Origin of the sequence: Stenotrophomonas sp. HMSC10F06, from assembly GCF_001807865.1 — a bacterium.
In the GTDB taxonomy this organism is placed as follows: Bacteria; Pseudomonadota; Gammaproteobacteria; order Xanthomonadales; family Xanthomonadaceae; genus Stenotrophomonas; species Stenotrophomonas bentonitica_A.
The window spans coordinates 44,445-62,965 of record NZ_KV791305.1 but is presented as its reverse complement, the minus strand read 5'-3'; the positions used below and the strand labels follow the sequence as shown (position 1 = coordinate 62,965).

Annotated in this window: 20 protein-coding genes; 12 read left to right on the top strand and 8 right to left on the bottom strand. The window is 65.9% G+C overall.

Annotated elements, in window-relative coordinates; all coding sequences use genetic code 11:
• Positions 1–70: 70 nt before the first annotated feature.
• Positions 71–961, bottom strand: coding sequence for a LysR family transcriptional regulator (locus tag HMPREF3113_RS16010; protein ID WP_070473895.1), 891 nt, complete (start codon positions 959–961; stop codon positions 71–73).
• Positions 962–1,073: 112 nt separating this feature from the next.
• On the opposite strand from HMPREF3113_RS16010, the gene HMPREF3113_RS16005 reads away from it, so the two are divergent.
• From HMPREF3113_RS16005 to HMPREF3113_RS15975, 8 genes are all read left to right on the top strand, one after another.
• A complete protein-coding gene (locus tag HMPREF3113_RS16005) occupies positions 1,074–2,132 on the top strand; it encodes an alpha/beta hydrolase (protein ID WP_070473893.1) in 1,059 nt (352 codons plus the stop codon).
• The gene (locus HMPREF3113_RS16000; RefSeq protein WP_070473891.1) at positions 2,129–3,337 is read left to right on the top strand and encodes an MFS transporter; all 1,209 of its coding nucleotides are present in this window, start codon (positions 2,129–2,131) and stop codon (positions 3,335–3,337) included. Before HMPREF3113_RS16005 ends, HMPREF3113_RS16000 begins: the two co-directional genes overlap by 4 nt.
• Before the next feature lie 137 nt (positions 3,338–3,474).
• The gene (locus HMPREF3113_RS15995) at positions 3,475–3,822 is read left to right on the top strand and encodes a cyclophilin-like fold protein (RefSeq protein ID WP_070473889.1); all 348 of its coding nucleotides are present in this window, start codon (positions 3,475–3,477) and stop codon (positions 3,820–3,822) included.
• Positions 3,823–3,980: 158 nt separating this feature from the next.
• Positions 3,981–4,649: a carboxymuconolactone decarboxylase family protein gene (locus tag HMPREF3113_RS15990; RefSeq protein ID WP_019185358.1), complete on the top strand. Its 669-nt coding sequence runs from the start codon at positions 3,981–3,983 to the stop codon at positions 4,647–4,649.
• Positions 4,650–4,698: 49 nt separating this feature from the next.
• Positions 4,699–5,076 (top strand): putative quinol monooxygenase, encoded by a 378-nt coding sequence (locus HMPREF3113_RS15985; RefSeq protein ID WP_202803186.1) that lies wholly within the window; start codon positions 4,699–4,701, stop codon positions 5,074–5,076.
• A gap of 651 nt (positions 5,077–5,727) precedes the next feature.
• Positions 5,728–6,186 (top strand): DJ-1/PfpI family protein, encoded by a 459-nt coding sequence (locus HMPREF3113_RS19050; RefSeq protein ID WP_254665311.1) that lies wholly within the window; start codon positions 5,728–5,730, stop codon positions 6,184–6,186.
• Positions 6,187–6,222: 36 nt separating this feature from the next.
• Entirely contained in the window at positions 6,223–6,753 is a 531-nt protein-coding gene (locus HMPREF3113_RS19045; RefSeq protein WP_254665310.1) for a hypothetical protein, read from the top strand.
• Between the two features lie 14 nt (positions 6,754–6,767).
• Complete coding sequence (locus HMPREF3113_RS15975) at positions 6,768–7,772, top strand: GlxA family transcriptional regulator (RefSeq protein ID WP_070473887.1); 1,005 nt, start codon at positions 6,768–6,770, stop codon at positions 7,770–7,772.
• Positions 7,773–8,098: 326 nt separating this feature from the next.
• On the opposite strand, the gene HMPREF3113_RS15970 is transcribed toward HMPREF3113_RS15975, so the two are convergent.
• Both HMPREF3113_RS15970 and HMPREF3113_RS15965 read right to left on the bottom strand, forming a co-directional pair.
• Positions 8,099–8,803, bottom strand: a complete 705-nt coding sequence (locus HMPREF3113_RS15970; RefSeq protein WP_070473885.1) for a LytR/AlgR family response regulator transcription factor — start codon at positions 8,801–8,803, stop codon at positions 8,099–8,101.
• Positions 8,791–10,500 carry a histidine kinase gene (locus HMPREF3113_RS15965; RefSeq protein ID WP_070473882.1) on the bottom strand — a complete coding sequence of 570 codons (1,710 nt, stop codon included), beginning with the start codon at positions 10,498–10,500 and terminating at the stop codon, positions 8,791–8,793. Before HMPREF3113_RS15965 ends, HMPREF3113_RS15970 begins: the two co-directional genes overlap by 13 nt.
• Before the next feature lie 159 nt (positions 10,501–10,659).
• Here HMPREF3113_RS15965 and HMPREF3113_RS15960 point away from each other — a divergent pair, with 159 nt between their 5' ends.
• The 4 genes from HMPREF3113_RS15960 to HMPREF3113_RS15945 all read left to right on the top strand — a co-directional run bounded on the left by HMPREF3113_RS15960 (position 10,660) and on the right by HMPREF3113_RS15945 (position 14,043).
• Positions 10,660–12,177, top strand: a complete 1,518-nt coding sequence (locus HMPREF3113_RS15960) for an alpha/beta fold hydrolase (RefSeq protein WP_254665308.1) — start codon at positions 10,660–10,662, stop codon at positions 12,175–12,177.
• Between the two features lie 97 nt (positions 12,178–12,274).
• Positions 12,275–12,571 carry a hypothetical protein gene (locus tag HMPREF3113_RS15955; RefSeq protein WP_019185366.1) on the top strand — a complete coding sequence of 99 codons (297 nt, stop codon included), beginning with the start codon at positions 12,275–12,277 and terminating at the stop codon, positions 12,569–12,571.
• Between the two features lie 123 nt (positions 12,572–12,694).
• The gene (locus HMPREF3113_RS15950) at positions 12,695–13,078 is read left to right on the top strand and encodes a YbjQ family protein (protein ID WP_019185367.1); all 384 of its coding nucleotides are present in this window, start codon (positions 12,695–12,697) and stop codon (positions 13,076–13,078) included.
• An 86-nt stretch (positions 13,079–13,164) separates the two neighbouring features.
• Positions 13,165–14,043 (top strand): SDR family NAD(P)-dependent oxidoreductase, encoded by an 879-nt coding sequence (locus tag HMPREF3113_RS15945; protein ID WP_070473900.1) that lies wholly within the window; start codon positions 13,165–13,167, stop codon positions 14,041–14,043.
• Between the two features lie 73 nt (positions 14,044–14,116).
• Here the strand turns inward: HMPREF3113_RS15945 and HMPREF3113_RS15940 are convergent, their stop codons facing one another.
• The 5 genes from HMPREF3113_RS15940 to HMPREF3113_RS15920 all read right to left on the bottom strand — a co-directional run bounded on the left by HMPREF3113_RS15940 (position 14,117) and on the right by HMPREF3113_RS15920 (position 18,521).
• Entirely contained in the window at positions 14,117–14,929 is an 813-nt protein-coding gene (locus HMPREF3113_RS15940) for a sugar phosphate isomerase/epimerase family protein (RefSeq protein WP_070473880.1), read from the bottom strand.
• Between the two features lie 88 nt (positions 14,930–15,017).
• Complete coding sequence (locus HMPREF3113_RS15935; protein ID WP_019185370.1) at positions 15,018–15,200, bottom strand: hypothetical protein; 183 nt, start codon at positions 15,198–15,200, stop codon at positions 15,018–15,020.
• Positions 15,197–16,333, bottom strand: coding sequence for a PepSY-associated TM helix domain-containing protein (locus HMPREF3113_RS15930; protein ID WP_070473878.1), 1,137 nt, complete (start codon positions 16,331–16,333; stop codon positions 15,197–15,199). The genes HMPREF3113_RS15935 and HMPREF3113_RS15930 overlap by 4 nt, the downstream gene beginning before the upstream one ends.
• 141 nt (positions 16,334–16,474) lie before the next feature.
• Positions 16,475–17,845: a sensor histidine kinase gene (locus HMPREF3113_RS15925; RefSeq protein WP_102789128.1), complete on the bottom strand. Its 1,371-nt coding sequence runs from the start codon at positions 17,843–17,845 to the stop codon at positions 16,475–16,477.
• On the bottom strand, positions 17,838–18,521 hold the full coding sequence (locus HMPREF3113_RS15920) for a response regulator transcription factor (protein WP_019185373.1): 684 nt from the start codon (positions 18,519–18,521) through the stop codon (positions 17,838–17,840). Before HMPREF3113_RS15920 ends, HMPREF3113_RS15925 begins: the two co-directional genes overlap by 8 nt.

Genomic DNA, 18,521 nt, shown 5'->3' with positions numbered 1-18,521 from the left:
CAGCAGGTAGCGCCACTGCCCGGGCGGTATCGACACACTGGGCGATTCAATCCGAGCTTTCTGCTCCTCCTCATTCCAGCCTCAGCCACCCAACCAGCGCCGTAAATGCGGGCGAGGGCTGCCGGCGGTTTGGGTAGTAAAGGTGGTAGCCGGGGAAGGGTAAGCACCACTTATCGAGCACGGCAACCAGCCTGCCCGCCGCGATATGCTCGGCGACCATCGGCTCGGGCGCATAGGCCAAACCCAGGCCGTCCATGGCGGCATTGATGACGTGGGTCATGCTGTTGAAGACCAACGGTCCATCGCCGCGCACCGTGAACTCCTTGCCCTTCTCCTCAAACTCCCACGCGTAAATTGCACCGTTTGGGCGATGCCGGATGTGTACGCAACGATGTCGGGTGATGTCGGCGGGCTTCCTGGGCTTGGGATGTTTCTGGAAGTAGCCGGGGGATCCAACCACCACCAGCCGCCAATCCGGTCCGACCCTGACAGCGATCATGTCCTTGCTCAGCGCTTCCCCGAGCCGGATGCCAGCGTCGAAACGCTGCTCCACCACGTTGGTAAAGCCGTAATCCACGTAGAACTCAAGCGTGATGTCCGGGTACTCGGCCAGGAACCCGGCAAGCCGTGGTCGGATGATGGTCTCCATCGAATCATCCGTGCAGGAGATCCGTAGCGTTCCCGCCGGCCGGTCGCGCAGGTCCCCCAATGCTTCCACGCTGGCACCGATAGCCTCGAAGTGCGGTGCGATGGAGCGCATAAGGCGCTCGCCGGCTTCAGTGGGGGAAACGTTGCGGGTGGTGCGGGCCAGCAGGCGAATGCCCAGGCGCTCTTCCAGCAACCGCATCGAATGGCTCAGCGCAGAGGGCGTCACCCCAAGGCGAACGGCGGCCTTGGTGAAGCTCTGCTCCTGGGCCACCACCAGAAAGGCTTGCAGATCATTGGTCTTCACGGCGCTCATGGACCAATTGTGAGCTCAACTCAACAATGCATCAACTTTCAGCCGGCTTATCGCAGTAGCGGGCGGAGCCTATCGTGGCGACCTCAGTCCCCCCAACCGAGGCCGCACTCGCATGAAACCGACCACGTTGCTGCTGGCGCTGCTTGCCAGCTACGTACTTCCGCTTCCCGCCATGGCTGCCGAAACGCCTGGGGCAGCCCGTCCGGCCGGGGCAGACAACTTCTACCGCAGCCCCACGGTCACGGGTGAGCGCGTCAGCTTCCACAACCAGTACCAGATGGAAGTGGTAGGCACGCTGTACCGCCCTCATGGCTTGCCTCGCGGCGGCCGCGCGCCCGCCGTGGTGGTTGGCCCCCCGATGGGCGCGGTGAAGGAGCAGAGCTCGCAGCTCTACGCGCAGAAGCTGGCCGAACAGGGCTTCGTTACGCTGGCGATCGATCTTTCCTTCTGGGGAGAGAGCGGCGGCGCCCCGCGGCACATGGTGGCGCCGGAAATCTATTCAGACGACATCAGTGCGGCCGTCGACTTCCTGAGTACGCAGGCCTATGTGGACCCGGATCGGATTGGCGGCCTGGGCATCTGTGGCAGCGGCAGCTTTGTGATCAGCGCCGCCAAGATCGACCCGCGCATCAAGGCCATTGCTACGGTGAGCATGTACGACATGGGTGCGGCGGCACGGCAGGGGCTGAACAACGGGCAATCGCTGGAGCAGCGCAAGACGATGATCCAGTCCGCAACGGGCCAGCGCCTGGCAGAGTTCAAGGGCGGGGCGGCAGTGTACGTGCCAGGCACGGTGAACAAACTCGATGCTGACACCCCTGCCATCCAACGCGAGTTTTTCGACTTCTACCGTACCCCGCGCGGCGCCTACACGCCAAAGGGCGATACGGCAGAGCTGACGACCCAGCCGCTCTTCAGCAGCTTGGTCAAATTCATGAACTTCTATCCCTTCAATGACATCGAGACCATCTCACCCCGGCCGATGCTGTTCGTCTCCGGCGACGCCGCACATTCACGCGAGTTCAGCGAAGACGCATACCAAAGGGCCGGCCAACCGAAGGAACTCTACTGGGTGAAGGGTGCGGGTCACGTGGACCTGTATGACCGCGCCAACCTGATTCCCTTCGAGAAACTGACGACGTTCTTCCAGCGCGGCCTGGCCGGGAAATGAGCCGCACACACGCGATTGCAGATCGCGCCAACTGGGGGGGCGTGCTCGCGATGACGTTGTGCGTCTTCGCGTTGATAGCCTCGGAATTCATGCCGGTGAGCCTGCTTACTCCCTTGGCGGCAGATCTGGGCGTGACCGAAGGGCTTGCCGGGTACGGCATTGCCATTTCGGGAGCCTTTGCGGTGCTGACCAGCCTGTTGATCTCCCGGTTGGCGGGCAACATGAATCGACGAACGTTGCTGCTGATCCTCACCGCATTGATGGCAGTGTCGGGTGTGGTGGTGGCCCTGGCTCCGAACTATCCGGTCTACATGATGGGGCGTGCACTGATCGGCGTGGTGATCGGTGGGTTCTGGTCACTGTCTGCCGCAACGGCAATGCGGCTGGTTCCGGCTGCGAAGATTCCGCGAGCCTTGGCGATATTCAATAGCGGCAACGCGCTTGCAACGGTAGTTGCGGCGCCATTGGGCAGCTACCTGGGCGGCATGATCGGATGGCGCGGCGCTTTCTTGTGCCTTCTGCCGGTGGCTGCCATAGCTCTCGCATGGCAGTGGGTTTGTCTGCCCTCCATGCCCGCGGAGAGCGGGCAGTCACAAGGCGGCTTGGTCGCGCTGTTCCGGCGGCGTGTGGTGGCACTTGGCATGCTTGCCTGCGGTGCCTTCTTCATGGGGCAATTTGCCCTGTTCACCTACGTGCGGCCGTTCCTGGAGCGGGTGACCAGTGCAGGAGCGTCTGCTGTACCACTGGTGCTGCTGGCCATCGGCATAAGTGGCTTCGTGGGCACGCTCGTCATTGGCGCGTTCATCAGGCGTGGGCTTTACCGAACGCTGGTGACCATTCCAGCCTTGATGGCGCTCATTGCTGTGGCCTTGGTTCCACTGGGGCACCAGCTTTGGCCGACCGCCGCACTGCTCTCGGCATGGGGCCTGCTGGCAACGGCCGCGCCGGTGGGCTGGTGGAGCTGGCTGGCCCGCACTTTCACCAACAACGCAGAGGCCGGCGGCGGGCTGATGGTGGCGGTGGTGCAGTGCTCCATCGCACTTGGCTCGACCGTGGGCGGACTGCTGTTTGACAGTCTCGGCTTTGCCAGTACGTTCCTGGCCAGTGCTGGCCTGTTGCTGTGCGCCGCGCTGCTCGCTTATGCCACGGCGTCCGACCGGGCGACCACGCCCGGGCCGGTGGTCGCTGTGGAGGCACGGGGCTGATGAGGCGCGTTACGTCGTTCACAGGAAAGCTACTTTGCCTCCTGCTTGCATTCGGGGGAATAGCGGCATGCTCTGCCGAGCCCGCTCATCACGCCATTGCAGCCAGGAAGGTAGAGTCAAACCCGGAAGTTCATTCCATGAAGATTCGACTGATCATCAACGATCAGGTGCTGTCGGCCACCATGGAAGACAGTATCCCGGCGCGCGAGTTCATCGCCCAGTTGCCGCTGACGCTGCAGCTTGAGGACTACGCCGCGAACGAGAAAATCGCGCAGCTTCCGCGCCGTCTCAGTGTGGCGGGTGAGCCGGAGGGATTCACGCCGGCGGCGGGCGACATCGCCTTTTATGCGCCGTGGGGAAATCTGGCGATTTTCCACAGGCCATTTGCGTACTCGAAGGGTTTGATCCGACTGGGTCGAATCGAAGGAGGACTGCAGGTCCTTCGCACGGAAGGTCCGCTCGCGGTTCGGATTGAGTCCGAGTAGCCGTTGGTTGCATGCCCAACCACACCACAAATGGGTGAGCTACATGGAAATCAAACGCCATGGCGCCCAAGCGTCCATCAAAGGATCGACGGACTGGTTTACGGGCACGGTCCGCATCGATCCGCTCAATGCCGCCTTTCGCACACGAAGGAGAAGCTATGAACGTCAACTCAGACGGGGGTTCTACCACCGAACTGGATTCCCGCCAGCAAGCCATCATTCCGATCAGCGCCTCCGCAGCTGCCGGCAACATGGATAGCCTTCGGGAGGCGCTGAATCAAGGCTTGGACGCGGGGCTGAGTCTTGCCGAAGCGCGAGAAATCCTCGTGCAGGTTTACGCCTATGCGGGCTTTCCGCGCAGCCTGAACGCGTTGACCGGACTGATGAAGGTGGCGGAGGCGCGCAGGCAGAGGGGCATCCAGGATGAAGCTGGCCGCGAACCTGCCAAGCCGATCCCCAAGGGCGCCGCGTTGCTCGCTGCAGGCACCGCGAATCAGACCAAGCTGGCTGGTGGTCCGGTCTCAGGGCCATTGTTCGATTTCGCACCGCAGGCAAACGACTATCTGCGTACGCACCTGTTTGGCGACATCTTCGAGCGCGACAACCTGGATTGGCAGAGCCGTGAGTTGGCCACGGTCAGCATGCTGGCGGCGATGTCCGGGGTGGGCCCTCAGTTGCAGTCTCACATAGGCATGAGCATGAACATCGGACTGCGGCCAGAGCATTTGTACCAGCTGGCTGATGTGCTCGAAGCGCACGTCGGCGTGGAGGCCGCGGAACGTGTTCGCGTCGGCATTCAAACTCAGCTGGAAGTGCGGAAAGAATGATGCCTGCGCGAAAGACTTCTTTACTGTCATGCGCACCTGGGAGACCCAAGTGAACAAGATCATCATGGCCACGTTGTTCAGTATGTTGGCGTGCTCCTTCCGTGTTGGAGCGGAGGAGGCACAGATGACACGACTATCAAAGATCACCGTTGATGCAGACCATCTGCCCGCCTATCGAGACGAGTTGGCGGAAGAAGTTCGCGCCTCAATGGCGCTTGAGCCAGGCGTGCTGTCGTTGTATGCGGTTTTTGACAAGGAAGATCCTACTCGGCTGACGATCCTTGAAATCTATGCGAGTCGTGAGGCTTACGAGCAGCATCTGAAGAGTCCGCACTTCCTCAAGTACAAGAACGGGACGCTGCACATGGTCAAGTCCCTGGAGCTGGTTGATGTTGACGCTCTTCTGCCGGAGCTGAAGATCAAGTAGCAGTGAGCCTGGCTGGACGGACACGTCGGCCCGTCAGCTCGGCATTCACAGATGTGCTGACAGTGTTCGGAGTCCGCTTTTGGTCAGGAGCAGACGCGTACGGAGATTTTGCAAAGAGCACCTGGCCAAGGCGACCTCGGTCTGCAGGAGCGGGAAGATCCGCTCGATGACCCGACGGATCGCAATGGATTTTGGCCACTGAGGAGATCGCGCTGCACCGCTGTCCCTCGGCCTGCATGAGCAGGAAGGAAGGTTGGTGGTCACCTGCGCTGCTTGGCCTTGCTGCGGATGTCACGGCGCCAAAGCTTCACTATCTCAGCGCTGTGCACCCACGCTGCGCGTGAGCCGGACCTGCTCAAGGCGGACTTCGCGGCAGGCATCGAAGCGTAGCTGGCGGTCTCTCCTCAACCGGAAGGACAGGGTCATGGCAGGAAATGACGCAACCGCGACATTCTTGCCGTGGCGCAGGGAGCAAAGAATGCACGCACATCACTTACCTATGGCAGCACCATGGTATCTCGCACTTTCCCTGGACGCGGTCTGCATGCCGCGTGGGCTGTATCTGTGGTGCTGGCCGGATGTGCAGGGCCGCCAGCCAGAACGACGCGACCCGCCGAGCAAGCGTCGAGTGCCTCTTCCACCCAGGAGTCGGTGATCCCCGCCTATCGTCCAAGGCCGGCCCGCGCCCGGGCCGTGATCGCGGTAGTGGGGGAAAACATCGGCGTGGAGGTCAGCGACTTCCTGGTGCCGTTCGCGATCCTGTCCCGTACCGGCACCCTCGATGTGTCCGCGGTGACGCTCGACCCGGGGCCGCTGTCCACATTTACCGACCTCGGGCGGCCAGGGTTCCGGATCGCGACGGACACCACGGTGGCGCAGTTCGATGTGATCCATCCAGAGGGGGCCGACTACATCATCGTGCCCGCGCAGGCCGCTACGCTGCGCCTCATCGCGTGGCTGAAGCGGCAGTCCGGCCAAGGGGCGACGATCGTCACCATCTGCAACGGTGCCCTTGTCGCCGCGCAGATGGGGACGTTCGATGGGCGGCGCGCCACAGCGCATTGGTCGACCGCTGCGACGCGGGGAAAGCAGTACCCCGGGATACGCTAGTTGCCGAATCGACGGTATGTTGCCGATGGAAACTGGGTGTCGACCGCGGGCGTAAGCGCTGCCATCCCCGCGTCCATCGCGCTCGTGGAGGCCATCAGCGGGCGTGAGCAGGCCCAGCACGTTGCCCGGGCGGTGGGCGTCATGGCGTGGTCGGCGGAGCATGACAGCGATGCCTTTTCCCCCCGGTTGGGCACAACGGCGGTGCCGCTGGCAAAAGTGCTTTACACCAATCGATGGCTGCACGGCCGCGATCAGATCGATGTGATGGGGGTACCGGGAATCGATGAGGGCGCGCTCGCGTTGACCATCGATGCGTACTCGACCACCGGCCGCAGCCAAGCCTATCTTGTGTCCACCACTGGCGAACCCTTTGTGACACGCCACGGACTGCGCGTCCTGCCTGATCGCCAGCGCATGACTGACAGTGACGCCCCGTTGGTGATTGCCGCCGACCTGGCGCCAGTGAGGGCACTGGATGCTGCACTCGATGGCATCATGCATCGATATGGCCGCGCAACGGCCACGGGCGTCGCGCTGGCGTTCGAGTACCCCGACTTTCCGCGTTGAACGCACAGGGCCCCATGTCCGACCCATCCGCAACGCGTCACGTTGTACTGCTCGCCCACGAGAACATGAACGTGCTTGATCTCACCGGGCCGCTCCAGGCGCTGCACACGGCCAATCAGTGCAGGCCGCTGGCCGAGGGCAGGCTGCGCTATGAGATTACCGTCGTATCCGAACATGGCGGTCTGGTGGCCACCAGCGCCGGGCTGCAGGTGATGTCGAAGGCACTGGCCAGCCTGGAGGACGTCGCGATCGATACGTTGATGGCGCCAGGTGGCTGCGGCGGTGACGTGTACGAGGCATCCGCAGCACTGGTGACGTGGGTGGCAGCGCGGGGCCAGACAGTGAGGAGATTGTGCTCGATCTGCACGGGCGCGTTCCTGTTGGCCGCCGCAGGGCAGTTGGAGGGGCGGCGCGCGGCAACGCACTGGGACTGGGCAACGCGGCTATCGAGCCTGTACCCCGGCGTACACGTGGATGCTGACCGGATCTTCGTGCGGGATGGCAATGTGTGGTCCTCGGCAGGTGTCACCGCAGGCATCGATCTGACGCTTGCGTTGATCGAGGATGATCACGGACACCGGCTCGCCATCGACGTGGCGCGACAGCTGGTCGTGTTCGTCAAGCGTTCGGGCGGGCAGTCGCAATTCAGTGCGCCGCTGTCGGCGCAGTCCAGCACCGGTGGCGATTTCGCCGAGCTTCACGGCTGGATGGCGGCTCACCTGCACGAGGATCTGCGCGTGGATGTGCTGGCTGACTGGATGAACATGTCGCCGCGCACTTTCGCCCGTGTCTACCGCAGCAGATGTGGCGTCACGCCTGCCAAGGCAGTGGAAATGTTGAGGCTGGAAGCCGCACGGCGCCTGCTCGAGTCCGGCACATTGCCGATCAAGCGGGTTGCGGCGCTGACGGGGCTGTCAGACGAACAGACCCTGCGTCGTGCCTTCCTTCGTGTGCTTGGCGTGGCACCCGGCGACTACCGGGAGCGCTTTCGCAGCAGCGCTCCTGTCCAAACGGGTTGACGGCGGAAGCTGCGGCGCGTCAATCGTGCTGATGCCAAGAACATGGCAGATCCGGACAGCGTCAGTCGTCACAAACCCGAACCTCACCATCGTTGGTGCGAGCCATGGTTGATCATGCTGAGAGCCGTGGATATGAGGCGCAGTACCATTGCAAGTGTGACAACGTCGCATCGAATGCGCTTGCACAGTCGCTCGGGCTGACGCCGTACGGCAAGTGGGAAGTTGCATTCGCGCCGTAGCCTTGCCGGTCACTGGTGCATGAAGTGAAGCCAGCGTCCCACGGGCAAACAGTGCTTGTGTTTTACATGCCGGTTCTGGACTGGGATTCAAGCAGTCGACCCGATGTCCCTACGAATCTCTTCAACAAACGCCCGCCCCACCGGCACCTCAGCCCCATCCTTCAACATCAACCAATACCGGCTCCCCGACGCCGCGTGCAGCGTCCGCACATGCTTCAGATTGACCATATACGACCGGTGGCAGCGCACAAAATCCGGCGGCAGCACGGCAGTAAGACTCGCCAGCGATTTGTCATGCAGTTCACTGCGCCCATCACGCATGCGCACCTCGCTGTAATCCCCATCAGCACGGATCCAAAGCACGTCCGCCAGCTCCACCATTGCGGTCCCCTGTGCATGCCAGATGCCCAGGTAACGCGCCGCTCCGGACCGATACCGCCCGACATCCAGCAGCCGCTCCAGCGCCTGCCCCAGCCGTTCGTGAGAGAAGGGCTTCGGCACGAAATCCAGCACCCCATGCTCAAACGCCTGCAGTGCCCGCTCCCGATGCGCGGAGACCACTACGCAGTGGTATCGGCCAGCCACCACCCGCTTCAGCAGGTCGAAGCCATCCTCGCCCCCCAGATTCAAATCCAGCAGCAGGCCGTCATACACGCTGCGCTGCAGCCGGTCACCTGCGGCGTCCAGGTCGGCCACGGCATCGAATCGCGCGCGGCTGCCAGCCAGTTCGGTACACATCCGCAGCAGCCGCTGGCGGACCAGCAGTTCGTCCTCGACGATCAGGATGCGCATGTCAGCTCCATGCGGCCGTACCAGTCGTTGCCATCGGCGCCCTGCTCAAAGCGCCAGCTCTCCGGGCAGGTAGCTGCAAGGCTGGCCTCGATGTAGCGGGTGCCAGTGCCTTGTCCGCGATGCGGGGCAGTGCCGCGTGCGCTGCGAAGCTGCAACATCCATCGGTCGTCCTCGCGTTGAACACGCAGGCGGAACGGATGCCCGGCGCACGCGACCGCCCCCGCATGCGTGAGCGCATTCTCGACCTGTGCATGCAGCACGCCGGGTGGCAGCCACAGGCCCGTGTGTTCGCCCTCGACCTCAAGACCGATGTGGCGATCCAGCGCCAGGCCGACGATGTCCAGGTGGTTGCGGCACAGCGCCAGCTCTTCCTCCAGCGGTACGCTGGGGCGGGTGCTGCTTTCACGCAGGCGGTCGAACTGCTCAGCCAACGATTCGACCAGGCGGCTGGCGCGCATCGGTGCCTGTTCGATCAGTTCCTGCAGGCCGGTGAGGGTGTTCATCAGCCAATGCGGCTGGATGCCCCGTTGCAGCAGCTGCAGCGAGAGGCGGGCGCGCTCTTCGCGCAGCTGCGCGTTGTGGTGGTCCAGCCTACGCAGTTGCGCGGCGTGGCGGATCAGCAGGAAGCCCATCAGCACCGCCAGGAACAGAAAGTAGGGGCCATCGAGGACGATGCCGCCGGCCAAGGGGACGGCAAGCGCGCCTGCCACGACCAGCGTCAGGATCGGCCAGCGTTCGTCAGGCTCGCTATGGGCGCGCAGCAGCACGCAGGCGGAGGTCAGCAGGCTCAGCAGCAGCAGCGCGGCCCCGCGGCCATCGAAGCTGGGCACGAAGGCGGCCAGCGCCAGCAGGGTGGTGAGATAGGCGATGCGGGCGGGCTTCGGCACCGCGACGCCGAAACGACGCGCCAGGTAAGCCGGCAGCAGGATCGCAGCGGCGAGGTGCAGCACAAGCAGCATCAGCAGGCGTGGACCGTGCCAAGGGTAGGCATACCCGACCAGCGGCCGCCATGCTTCGACCACGGGCAACACAAGGCCGACGACGCCCAAGGCGAGCAACAGGCGCGCACCGGGCACACGCGGCCGGCCGCGCTGTGCGGCGAGGAAGTACAGGCACGCCGCGCCGAGTGCACCGGTGGCGAGGGCGGCGATCAACCACGCTCCGATGCCGTGGCCGTAGATCGAGGCGGCTGGCGCGACGGCAACGAAGGCATCCGCACCGCGCGGCGTCAGCCACTGATGATGGCTGGAGGCGAGCAGCACCACCTCATCGGTGCCGCTGCGCGAGGAGGGCGGAAGCACACGGATGATGTCCACCTGTCCGGGCTGCTCTTCTTCCGCGCTGCGGCCGACGATGCCGTTTGCGGCCAACGGCTGGCCATTCCAGAAGGGCCGGCTGGCGGCGCGCACCGAGACGCGCAGTGCGCGGTCGGCCGCGTCCTGGTTTGCCGGCGCGGGCAGGCGCCAGCGCAGCCAGTAAGGACCGCGCCACTGCACCAGTTTGCGTTGGTTGGCCGGTTGCCAGGCCAGTGTCTTCGGCGGCGCGGTTGGCAGTGCGCCATCCGCCCCCAGCGTAGCGCGCGCCATCTCCTGGGCTTCGTAGTAGCGCACCCCCGGTGCGGGCGCGACCAACAGCAGCCACGCGGCGATTGCGATGAGCAGGACGGCGAGGGCGGCCAGAGTGCGTGGGATCTGCATGGGCCCATCGTATCGGTTGCATGGAGCTGCTGGACCCCCGTCTGGAGCTGGTCGGCGGACGGGCCGTCCTCGGCCGCCGTGGGGACGGCGATGCTGCAGGCGTGGTGCACGCGCTGTCACTCGCCGCTCGATTCCCTTATCGCCCAACCGGAGGCCGTCATGTCCAACGTCCCGATGTCCCTGTTCCGTTCTCCTGCCCCCGGCCTGTGCCTTCGGGTCACCCGGTGGGCAGCGCTCTGCCTGACCCTGGTCGGTGCGTCACCCGTGCTGGCAGCCGATGCGCCGGCGCCGTTGGTGTTCACCCCGTATGCGTTCGAGACACAGGAGCACGGCACGATCGCGGCCGAGGCGGGCTACCTGGAGGTGCCGCGCCGGCATGCCGATCCGAACGGACCGCGCATGCGACTGCGGGTGGTACGCCTGCCGGCGACCGGTGGCGATCGCCGCGCCGCACCGGTGGTGTACCTGGCCGGCGGCCCGGGTGGCTCGGGAATCGGGACCGGGCGCGGTCCGCGCTGGCCGGTGTTCGATCAGGTCCGGCGCGAGACCGACGTGCTGCTGCTCGACCAGCGCGGGGCGGGCGAGTCCGAACCGCCGCCGCCGTGCCCGCACCAGCACACGTTCGACGATGCACAGCCGCTGCAGCACGACGCCGCGCTCGCCGCGCTGCGCGGGGTGGCCGCCCGCTGCGTGGCGTACTGGCGGGAGGCCGGCGTGGATCTGGGGGCCTACACCACCGCCGAGAGTGCCGCTGACCTGGAGGACCTGCGGCGGGCGTTGAAGGTGCCGAAGATCAGCCTGTGGGGCATGAGCTACGGCACCCATCTGGCGCTGGCCACGGTGCGCCTGCACGGTGCTGGTCTCGGCCGGGTAGTGCTGATGGGCACGGAGGGACCCGATGACACATTGAAGCTGCCGCTGTCGGCTGATGCGCTGCTGGCGAAGTTGAGCGGGGCGGCCAAGGAGGCGGGCTTCGATGACCTGACCGGCTCGGCCATGCGGGTGCTGGCAGCACTGCGTGAGCAGCCGCGCCAGGGGCGCAGTGTCATGCATGGCGGCAAGCCGGTGATGATCGGCGAGTACGACGCCCAGCTTGCGATCAGTGCCAGCCTGGGACGCCGCATGACGCAGCAGTGGCTGCCGCTGATCCTGCGCGATGCCGAAAATGGCGACTACGATCTGCTCGCGGCAATGTTGCTGCTGCTGCGCAGTGAGTACGGCAGCTACGGCGCGATGTCGCTGGCGATGGACGTGGCCTCCGGGCAGAGCCCGCAGCGCCGGGCCCTGGCCGAGGCGCAGGCCCGCGAGAGCCTGTTCGGCGATGCGCTGAACTTCCCGTTCCCGGCGCTCGGCGATGGCCTGGGGCTGGTCGATCTCGGCGACGCCTTCCGCGGGCCGCTGCGCAGCAACGTGCCGGTGCTGTTCATCAGTGGCACGCTGGATGGGCGCACGCCGCCGGCCAACGCCGAGGCGCTGCGGCCGGGTTTCCGCGACAGCCGCACGCTGTTGGCGCGCGGCGCCAGTCATGACAACGAGATGTGGCTGGGGAATCCGGCCATCGCCGCGGGCATCGCCGATTTCCTGGCCGGACGGGCGGTGGGTGATGCCGAGCTCGACGTAGGCGCACCGGTGTTCGCGCGGAGCAAGCGCGATCTGGTCGATCCGCGGGGTCGCTGAGGGCCGCCGGACGTACCGCGGTGTGCAGGCGCCGGGAACCGGCCGAGGTGTATGGTTTCGGCTGGCCCTGGCGCTTGCGCCCACACAGGAGGACGCGATGACCGATTCAGCGGTGACATCCGTGCACGGCACGCCCGACGATTACGGCGACACGCTGTACCGGGTGTATTTCGAAGTGGGCGAGTGGGAGGGCATCGCGCGCGATGCAATCACCACGTTCCTGGTCGAGCGCGCCAGCGACCACCCTGCCTTCGATTTCGACGCCTCGCTGCTGCACGCGCGTCCACACGGGTACGAAGTGGACCTGCCGATGCAGCTGATTCCCGAGGTGGTGCGGGCGCTGGCCGAGCAGAATGTGGCGGTATACCAGGTGGTCAGGCTCGGTGGCGTCTAGGCGGGGCACTGGAAGGTCACCCGGCATCGCATCCGCGTTCTGCTTGGCGCTATCCTTCGGCCAGCTCCAGCCGCACCCTGCGCGCTGGCCGGATCGATACTCTCACCCTGGATAGAGGCAGCAATGGCGGATCCTTACAACAGCGGTGGCCGCGCAGGCCCCGCAACCCGGCTCGACGATGCGATGGTGACCACGGCGATGGAACTGCCCGGTTTCCGCGTGGTGCGCAGCCTGGGCGTGGTGCGTGGCATCACCGTGCGTTCGCGTTCGATCGTGGGCAATTTCCTCGGCGGGCTGCAGACCATCTTCGGCGGCAACATCACCATCTACACGCAGCTGTGCGAGCAGGCGCGCGAAGAGACCTATCGCGACATGTCCAACCATGCGCGGATGTTGGGCGCCAATGCGATCATCGCGATGCGCTATGACGCCACCGACGTGATGACCGGCCTGACCGAAGTGCTGTGCTACGGCACGGCGGTGATCGTCGAGCCCACGCACGTCTAGGCGTCCTGCGTGCGATATGCCCTGAGTATTGCAGCAAGCTGTCATCGGTATTGGCATCCGCGCTGCGCAAGGCGGATGCTGTCTGCATGACGATCAACGACACACTTTCTTTTGCCGGGCAGGTTGCCCTGGTCACCGGTGCCGCTGGCGGACTGGGACTCGCTTACAGTCGCTTGCTGGCACAGCGCGGTGCACACGTGGTGATGCAGGATGTGGGCACCGCCCTGGACGGCACCGGCACCGATCCGCGGCGGATCGATCAGGCGGTGGCGCGCCTGCATACACAGAGCCTTTCTGTCGAGGCCAGCCATCATGGCATCGATACCCGCAGCGGGGCAGCAGCGCTGGTCGCCGATATCCTGCAGCGGCACGGCCGCCTGGATGCGATCGTGCACAACGCCGGCTGGGTCGAGTACCAGCGTATCGATGCGGTGGACGAGGATCGTTTCGATCACATGATGGCGCTCGCGGCCAAGGCGCCGCTGTGGCTGGCGCAGGCCGCATGGCCGGCCATGCAGGCGCAGGGCCACGGCCGCATCGTGCTCACCACCTCCGACCGCGCGCTGTATCCGCAGTACGTGCAGCATGGGCTGGCGGCGTATGCGGCGGCGAAGTCGGCCGCGGTCGGGATCGTCAACGTACTGGCAGCCGAGGGCGCGGCGCATGGCATCGTGGTCAATGCGGTATCGCCGGTGGCCAAGACCCGCATGTGGGGCGTGGAGGGCGAACCGGATGAACTGCATCCGGAGGGCGTGGCGCCGGGTGTCGTGTTCCTGGCTTCACGTGCCTGCATCGAGGGCGGCTGGATCCTGCGGGCCAGCAACGGGCAGTTCCATGCGACCCGACTGACCGAGGCCGAGGGCGTGCATTACCCGCGTGATCTGCGGGCAGTTTCCGCCCGCAGTATCGACGACGTCGCCGCGCAGTGGCAGGACATGGCAAGGCCGACCGTCGAGCCGCGCTGACGCCACGCCCGTGCCTGCTTGAGCGCCTGGCGCGGCACACTGGTGCCGTCGCATGTGGGCAGCCGGAAACACATCAGTGCGCCAGCACCGCCTCCAGCGCCGCCATGGCCTCGCGCGCCACCTCATGGGGATCACGGGCCTTCAGCGCGTCGTTGAACACCTCCAGCCCGATCGGCCCGCTGTAACCCATCTCGGCCAGCGCATCGATCAGCGTCTCCAGCGGCCAGAGGCCATCGCCCGGCAGGCAGCGGTGATGCCGCGCCTGCGTCGTCACCTGCCCGGGCAACGGCTGGGCCAGTACATCCGACAGCTGCACCAGCGCGATGCGCTCCGCCGGGATGTCGTGCAGGTCATCGGCCGTACGCCCGGCGGCGAACAGGTGGAAGGCATCGACCACGATATCCAGGTTCGGCGCCCCGACCTGCTCGATCTGCTGCCACGCCGAGGGCAGGGTGGAGTGCAGACGACTCCAGGCCATGCCTTCGTAGGCGATACGCAGGCCGTGCTCAGCGGCACGCAGGCACAGCCAGCGCAGGTCGTCGGCAACCCGCTCGGGCGCGTAGTCGGTTGCCGTGCAGGCAGGCACCAGCACAGTGCCTGCACCGACGTCGTTTGCCAGCGCGAGCAACGACATCGCCTCGGCACGCTTGCTCTGGCGAGTGGCGGCTGAAGCGCCATCAAAATCCAGCAGCACCTGCACGTCGGTGAGCTGCAGGCCGGTGCGCGCCACGGCTTTACGCACGTCGGCGACGGATGAGGACGCGACATCCTCACGCCACAGTTCGACCTGCGCGAATCCTGCCGCGGCGACGGCCTCGAGTTTGTCGACCGTGTCGCCGCCAAGCAGGATAGTGTTGAGGAAGCGGGGGCCGGGCAATCGGTTCATCGGGACAACGCCTTTGCACGCAGTGGATCTCGCGCTCCATGCTATCGACCCGGGCATCGGCGTCCTGTGCAGATGCGCCTGCGCCGCGTCAGCGCGTGCGTTTCACCCACGCACGCACCACCAGCGCGATCAACGCGGTGAACACGAGCCAGGAGATGAGGTCCAACAGCCCGTCGCCGATCAGCGCGCTGACCAAGCCGACCACACTGGCCAGTGCAATCCACGCCGGGGCGATGAAGGGGCTGCGCGGTGGTTTCAGCGGTGCGCTCATGCGGCACCCCCATGCTGCGCGGCGCGCTCGATCTCGGTGACGCGTGCGTCGGTACTGCCACGCTTCACCCACAGATACAGGCCGCTGATCAGCACCGCGATGGTGAGCAGGTCCAGCAGGGCCCACAAAACCTTCAGCGGCAGCTTGCCGTAGTCGCCGAAATGCAGCGGCTGGCTCAGCAGCAACACGCTCATGTAGGCCGGCAACTGCGGTTGCGCGGTGAGCTCGCCGGTCTTGGCATCGATCAGCACCGGGCGGTACAGGCGCTCGGTGAGGGCGGTGTTGCCCTGCATGAACACGCCATAGTGGTGTTCACCGCTGTAGCCGGTACCGGGGAAGCTGACGAAGGCCGGGCGCATGCCGGGCTCGGCGGCACGTGCGGTGTCCACGGCGGCCTGCAGCGAGGCCAGCGTGGCCGGCCGTGGCTGGCCAGCATAGCGGGCCGCGAACTCGCCGAGCTGCTCGCTCTGCCAGGCCTGTTCCAGCGGCTTGGCGATGGTGTTGATGGCGCCGGTGACGCCCACCACCAGTGCCCAGCCAAGGGTGACCACGCCCAACACGTTGTGCAGGTCCAGCCAGGCCAACCGGCGGTTGCGACCGGTGCGCAGCGTGCCGAAGCGCTGCTTGCGCATGAACGGGCCATACAACACCAGGCCGGAGATGATCGCCACCGCGAACAGCAGCCCCATCGCGCCCATGAACAACATGCCGGGCAGGCCGAGGAACAGATCGGTGTGCAACCGGTACAGGAAGTACATCACGCCTTCGTTGAACTGCGCGGCTGGCAGCACCTCGCCGGTGGTCGCGTGCAGCAGCGCGGTGTGCATCTGCGGTGGCGGGGTGTCCGGACGTGCACCGGTGTTGACGTACACGGTGGGTGCGTCCGGATCCCAGCCGACGAACAGCGGCACATCGCCGGGATACTGCGCCAGTGCGGTGCGCACCTGCGCGTCCAGATCACGCGGCGTGGCATCGGCCGCCGTGGTGACCACCTCTGGCTCGCTGAGGTGGGCGATCTCCTCGCCGAACACCAGCGGCAGGCCGGTCAGACACAGCAGCAACAGGAACAGGGTACAGACCAGGCTGGTCCACTTGTGGATCAGGAACCAGGCTTTGATGGTGGCACGTTGCATGAAGGCTCTCGGGCGATGGCTGGAGGCACGCGGTGTTGCGACCGGCGGGCAGGTCGCGACGGATTATCCGGATGCCGGGTGGGAATACAAAAGAGCCTCCCCCCAGACCGGCCAGACCGGCCAGACGCGATGCGCCCTCGTTCAGCGAAGGCCCTCGGCCGCACAGCGGATGCTCAACCACGCCCCGCCCCCGGGGGCATCCCCGGCGCGGACCCGGAAGCCGTGCAGGCCGGCAATCGCGGCCACGATCGACAGCCCCAACCCGAACCCCTCGGTGGACTCGCCGCCACTGCCGCCGCGGAAGAAGCGCTGGTAGATCAGGGTGCGGTCCTGCGGTGGAATGCCCGGTCCATTGTCGATCACATCGATCCGCGGTGTGCCGCGGTCGTCCACCGCGCGCAGCACGATCCGGCCTTGGGTGGGGGTGAAGTGCAGCGCGTTGGAGAGCAGGTTGGCCAATGCTTCGAACAGCAGCTCGCGGTCGCCCCACAACGTGCCCACCTGCGGGTCGATCTCCAGCAGCAGCTGCTGGTCCTTCTCCTCGGCCAGCGGCAGGTAGAACGCATGCAGCTCCCGCAGCAGCTCGCCCGCATCCAGTTCGACGAAGGCGGAGCGGCGCTGGTGGCTTTCCAGTTCGGAAATGCGCAGCAGCGCCCCGAAGCGGGCCATCAGCCGGTCGGTTTCGTCCAGCGCCTTGTCCAGCTGCGCCGCGCGCGGGTCATCTTCCTCCAGCCCGACACGGGTGCGGTACAGATGCGCGCGCAGGCGGGTGAGCGGGGTACGCAGATCGTGCGCGATGCTGTCGCACACGCCTTTGACTTCGGTCATCAGCTGCTCGATGCGTTCGAGCATGGCGTTGACGATGCTCGACAGGCGGTCGATCTCATCCGGGCGCCCGGACACCGGCAGGCGCTGGCCGAGATCGCCGGCGATGATCCGCTTGGTCGCGGCCTCTATCTCCTGGATCCGCTTCAACGGGCGCCGGCGCAGGATGTGCCAGCCGGCCAGGCCGGGAATGATGGTCAGCGAAACGCCCCACAGCAGTGCATCGAGGATGATGCTGTTGACCGCGGTGAGCTTGCCGCTCTGGCGCACGAACACCAGCAGCCGGCCATCCTGGGTTTCCACCCCGAGCGCGCGCCCGGGGGCATTGATCGGGCCGCTGCGCAATGACCAGCTATCCACTGCCTGGGCATGTCCATCCATGCGCAGGTCGCCGGGAATCGCCAGCAGCGGGCCGGCCAGCGGCTCCCCGGCGCGGCTGAAGATGCCATAGGCATACGCCCCGTGCAGGTCGTAGCGCAGGCTTTCGCGCAGCGCATCGTCCAGCGCCTGGCCGTTGAACTTCTCGAACAGGTGGGCGCGCTGCTGCAGGCCGGATTCGGCGAGGTCGTTGAGATAGTCCGAGACGCGCCAGTACATCACGCCCAGCAGCACGCTGGACCAGGCGACGAACAGCACGCAGTACAGCCCAAGCAGCCGGCTGCTGGAGGAACGCCAGTGATCAGACATGGTCGTCCAGGACATACCCGGTGCCACGCACGGTACGGATCGGCTGGGCACGGCCCGGCTGGTCGATGCGCTTGCGCAGGCGCCCGATGTGGACGTCGATCAGGTTGGTGCCGGGATCGAAGTGATAGCCCCACACCTCCTGGAACAACATGGTGCGGGTGACCACCTGGCCGGCGTTGCGCACCAGGAACTCCAGCAGTTTGAACTCGGTCGGCAGCAGGGGGATCTCCTCGCCGGCGCGGCGCGCGGTGCGGGTCATCAGGTCCAGCTCCAGATCGCCGGCACGCAGCTGGTTGCCGGTCACGGCGGGCTGGCCGTGGCGACGGATCAGCACCTCCACGCGGGCCGCCATTTCGTCCGAGGCGAAGGGTTTGGTCAGGTAGTCATCGCCGCCGGCGCGCAGGCCACGGACCCGCTCATCCACGTCGGAAAGGGCACTGATCATCAGTACCGGGGTGGTGATGCCCTGGCGGCGCAGGGAGGTGACCAGGGCCAGGCCATCGATGCCCGGCAGCATGCGGTCCAGGGTGATCACGGCGTAGTCCCCGCGGGCGGCCATCGCCAGGCCGTCCTCGCCGTTGCCCACCCGGTCCACCTCGAAGCCGTGGCTGCGCAGTTCCGTAGCGATTTCCTCGGCGGTGACGAGGTCGTCCTCGATAGTGAGTACGCGCGGCAT

Bases quoted from the DNA above. Each gene is read 5' to 3' on its own strand.
- HMPREF3113_RS16005 (WP_070473893.1), top strand. From the start codon at position 1,074: ATGAAACCGACCACGTTGCTGCTGGCGCTGCTTGCCAGCTACGTACTT.
- HMPREF3113_RS15965 (WP_070473882.1), bottom strand. From the start codon at position 10,500: ATGCAGATCCCACGCACTCTGGCCGCCCTCGCCGTCCTGCTCATCGCA.
- HMPREF3113_RS15960 (WP_254665308.1), top strand. From the start codon at position 10,660: ATGTCCAACGTCCCGATGTCCCTGTTCCGTTCTCCTGCCCCCGGCCTG.
- HMPREF3113_RS15920 (WP_019185373.1), bottom strand. From the start codon at position 18,521: ATGCCGCGCGTACTCACTATCGAGGACGACCTCGTCACCGCCGAGGAA.
- HMPREF3113_RS16000 (WP_070473891.1), top strand. From the start codon at position 2,129: ATGAGCCGCACACACGCGATTGCAGATCGCGCCAACTGGGGGGGCGTG.
- HMPREF3113_RS15935 (WP_019185370.1), bottom strand. From the start codon at position 15,200: ATGAGCGCACCGCTGAAACCACCGCGCAGCCCCTTCATCGCCCCGGCG.
- HMPREF3113_RS15955 (WP_019185366.1), top strand. From the start codon at position 12,275: ATGACCGATTCAGCGGTGACATCCGTGCACGGCACGCCCGACGATTAC.
- HMPREF3113_RS15940 (WP_070473880.1), bottom strand. From the start codon at position 14,929: ATGAACCGATTGCCCGGCCCCCGCTTCCTCAACACTATCCTGCTTGGC.
- HMPREF3113_RS16010 (WP_070473895.1), bottom strand. From the start codon at position 961: ATGAGCGCCGTGAAGACCAATGATCTGCAAGCCTTTCTGGTGGTGGCC.
- HMPREF3113_RS15925 (WP_102789128.1), bottom strand. From the start codon at position 17,845: ATGTCTGATCACTGGCGTTCCTCCAGCAGCCGGCTGCTTGGGCTGTAC.
- HMPREF3113_RS15995 (WP_070473889.1), top strand. From the start codon at position 3,475: ATGAAGATTCGACTGATCATCAACGATCAGGTGCTGTCGGCCACCATG.
- HMPREF3113_RS15950 (WP_019185367.1), top strand. From the start codon at position 12,695: ATGGCGGATCCTTACAACAGCGGTGGCCGCGCAGGCCCCGCAACCCGG.
- HMPREF3113_RS15930 (WP_070473878.1), bottom strand. From the start codon at position 16,333: ATGCAACGTGCCACCATCAAAGCCTGGTTCCTGATCCACAAGTGGACC.
- HMPREF3113_RS15945 (WP_070473900.1), top strand. From the start codon at position 13,165: ATGACGATCAACGACACACTTTCTTTTGCCGGGCAGGTTGCCCTGGTC.
- HMPREF3113_RS15970 (WP_070473885.1), bottom strand. From the start codon at position 8,803: ATGCGCATCCTGATCGTCGAGGACGAACTGCTGGTCCGCCAGCGGCTG.
- HMPREF3113_RS15975 (WP_070473887.1), top strand. From the start codon at position 6,768: ATGTCCGACCCATCCGCAACGCGTCACGTTGTACTGCTCGCCCACGAG.
- HMPREF3113_RS15990 (WP_019185358.1), top strand. From the start codon at position 3,981: ATGAACGTCAACTCAGACGGGGGTTCTACCACCGAACTGGATTCCCGC.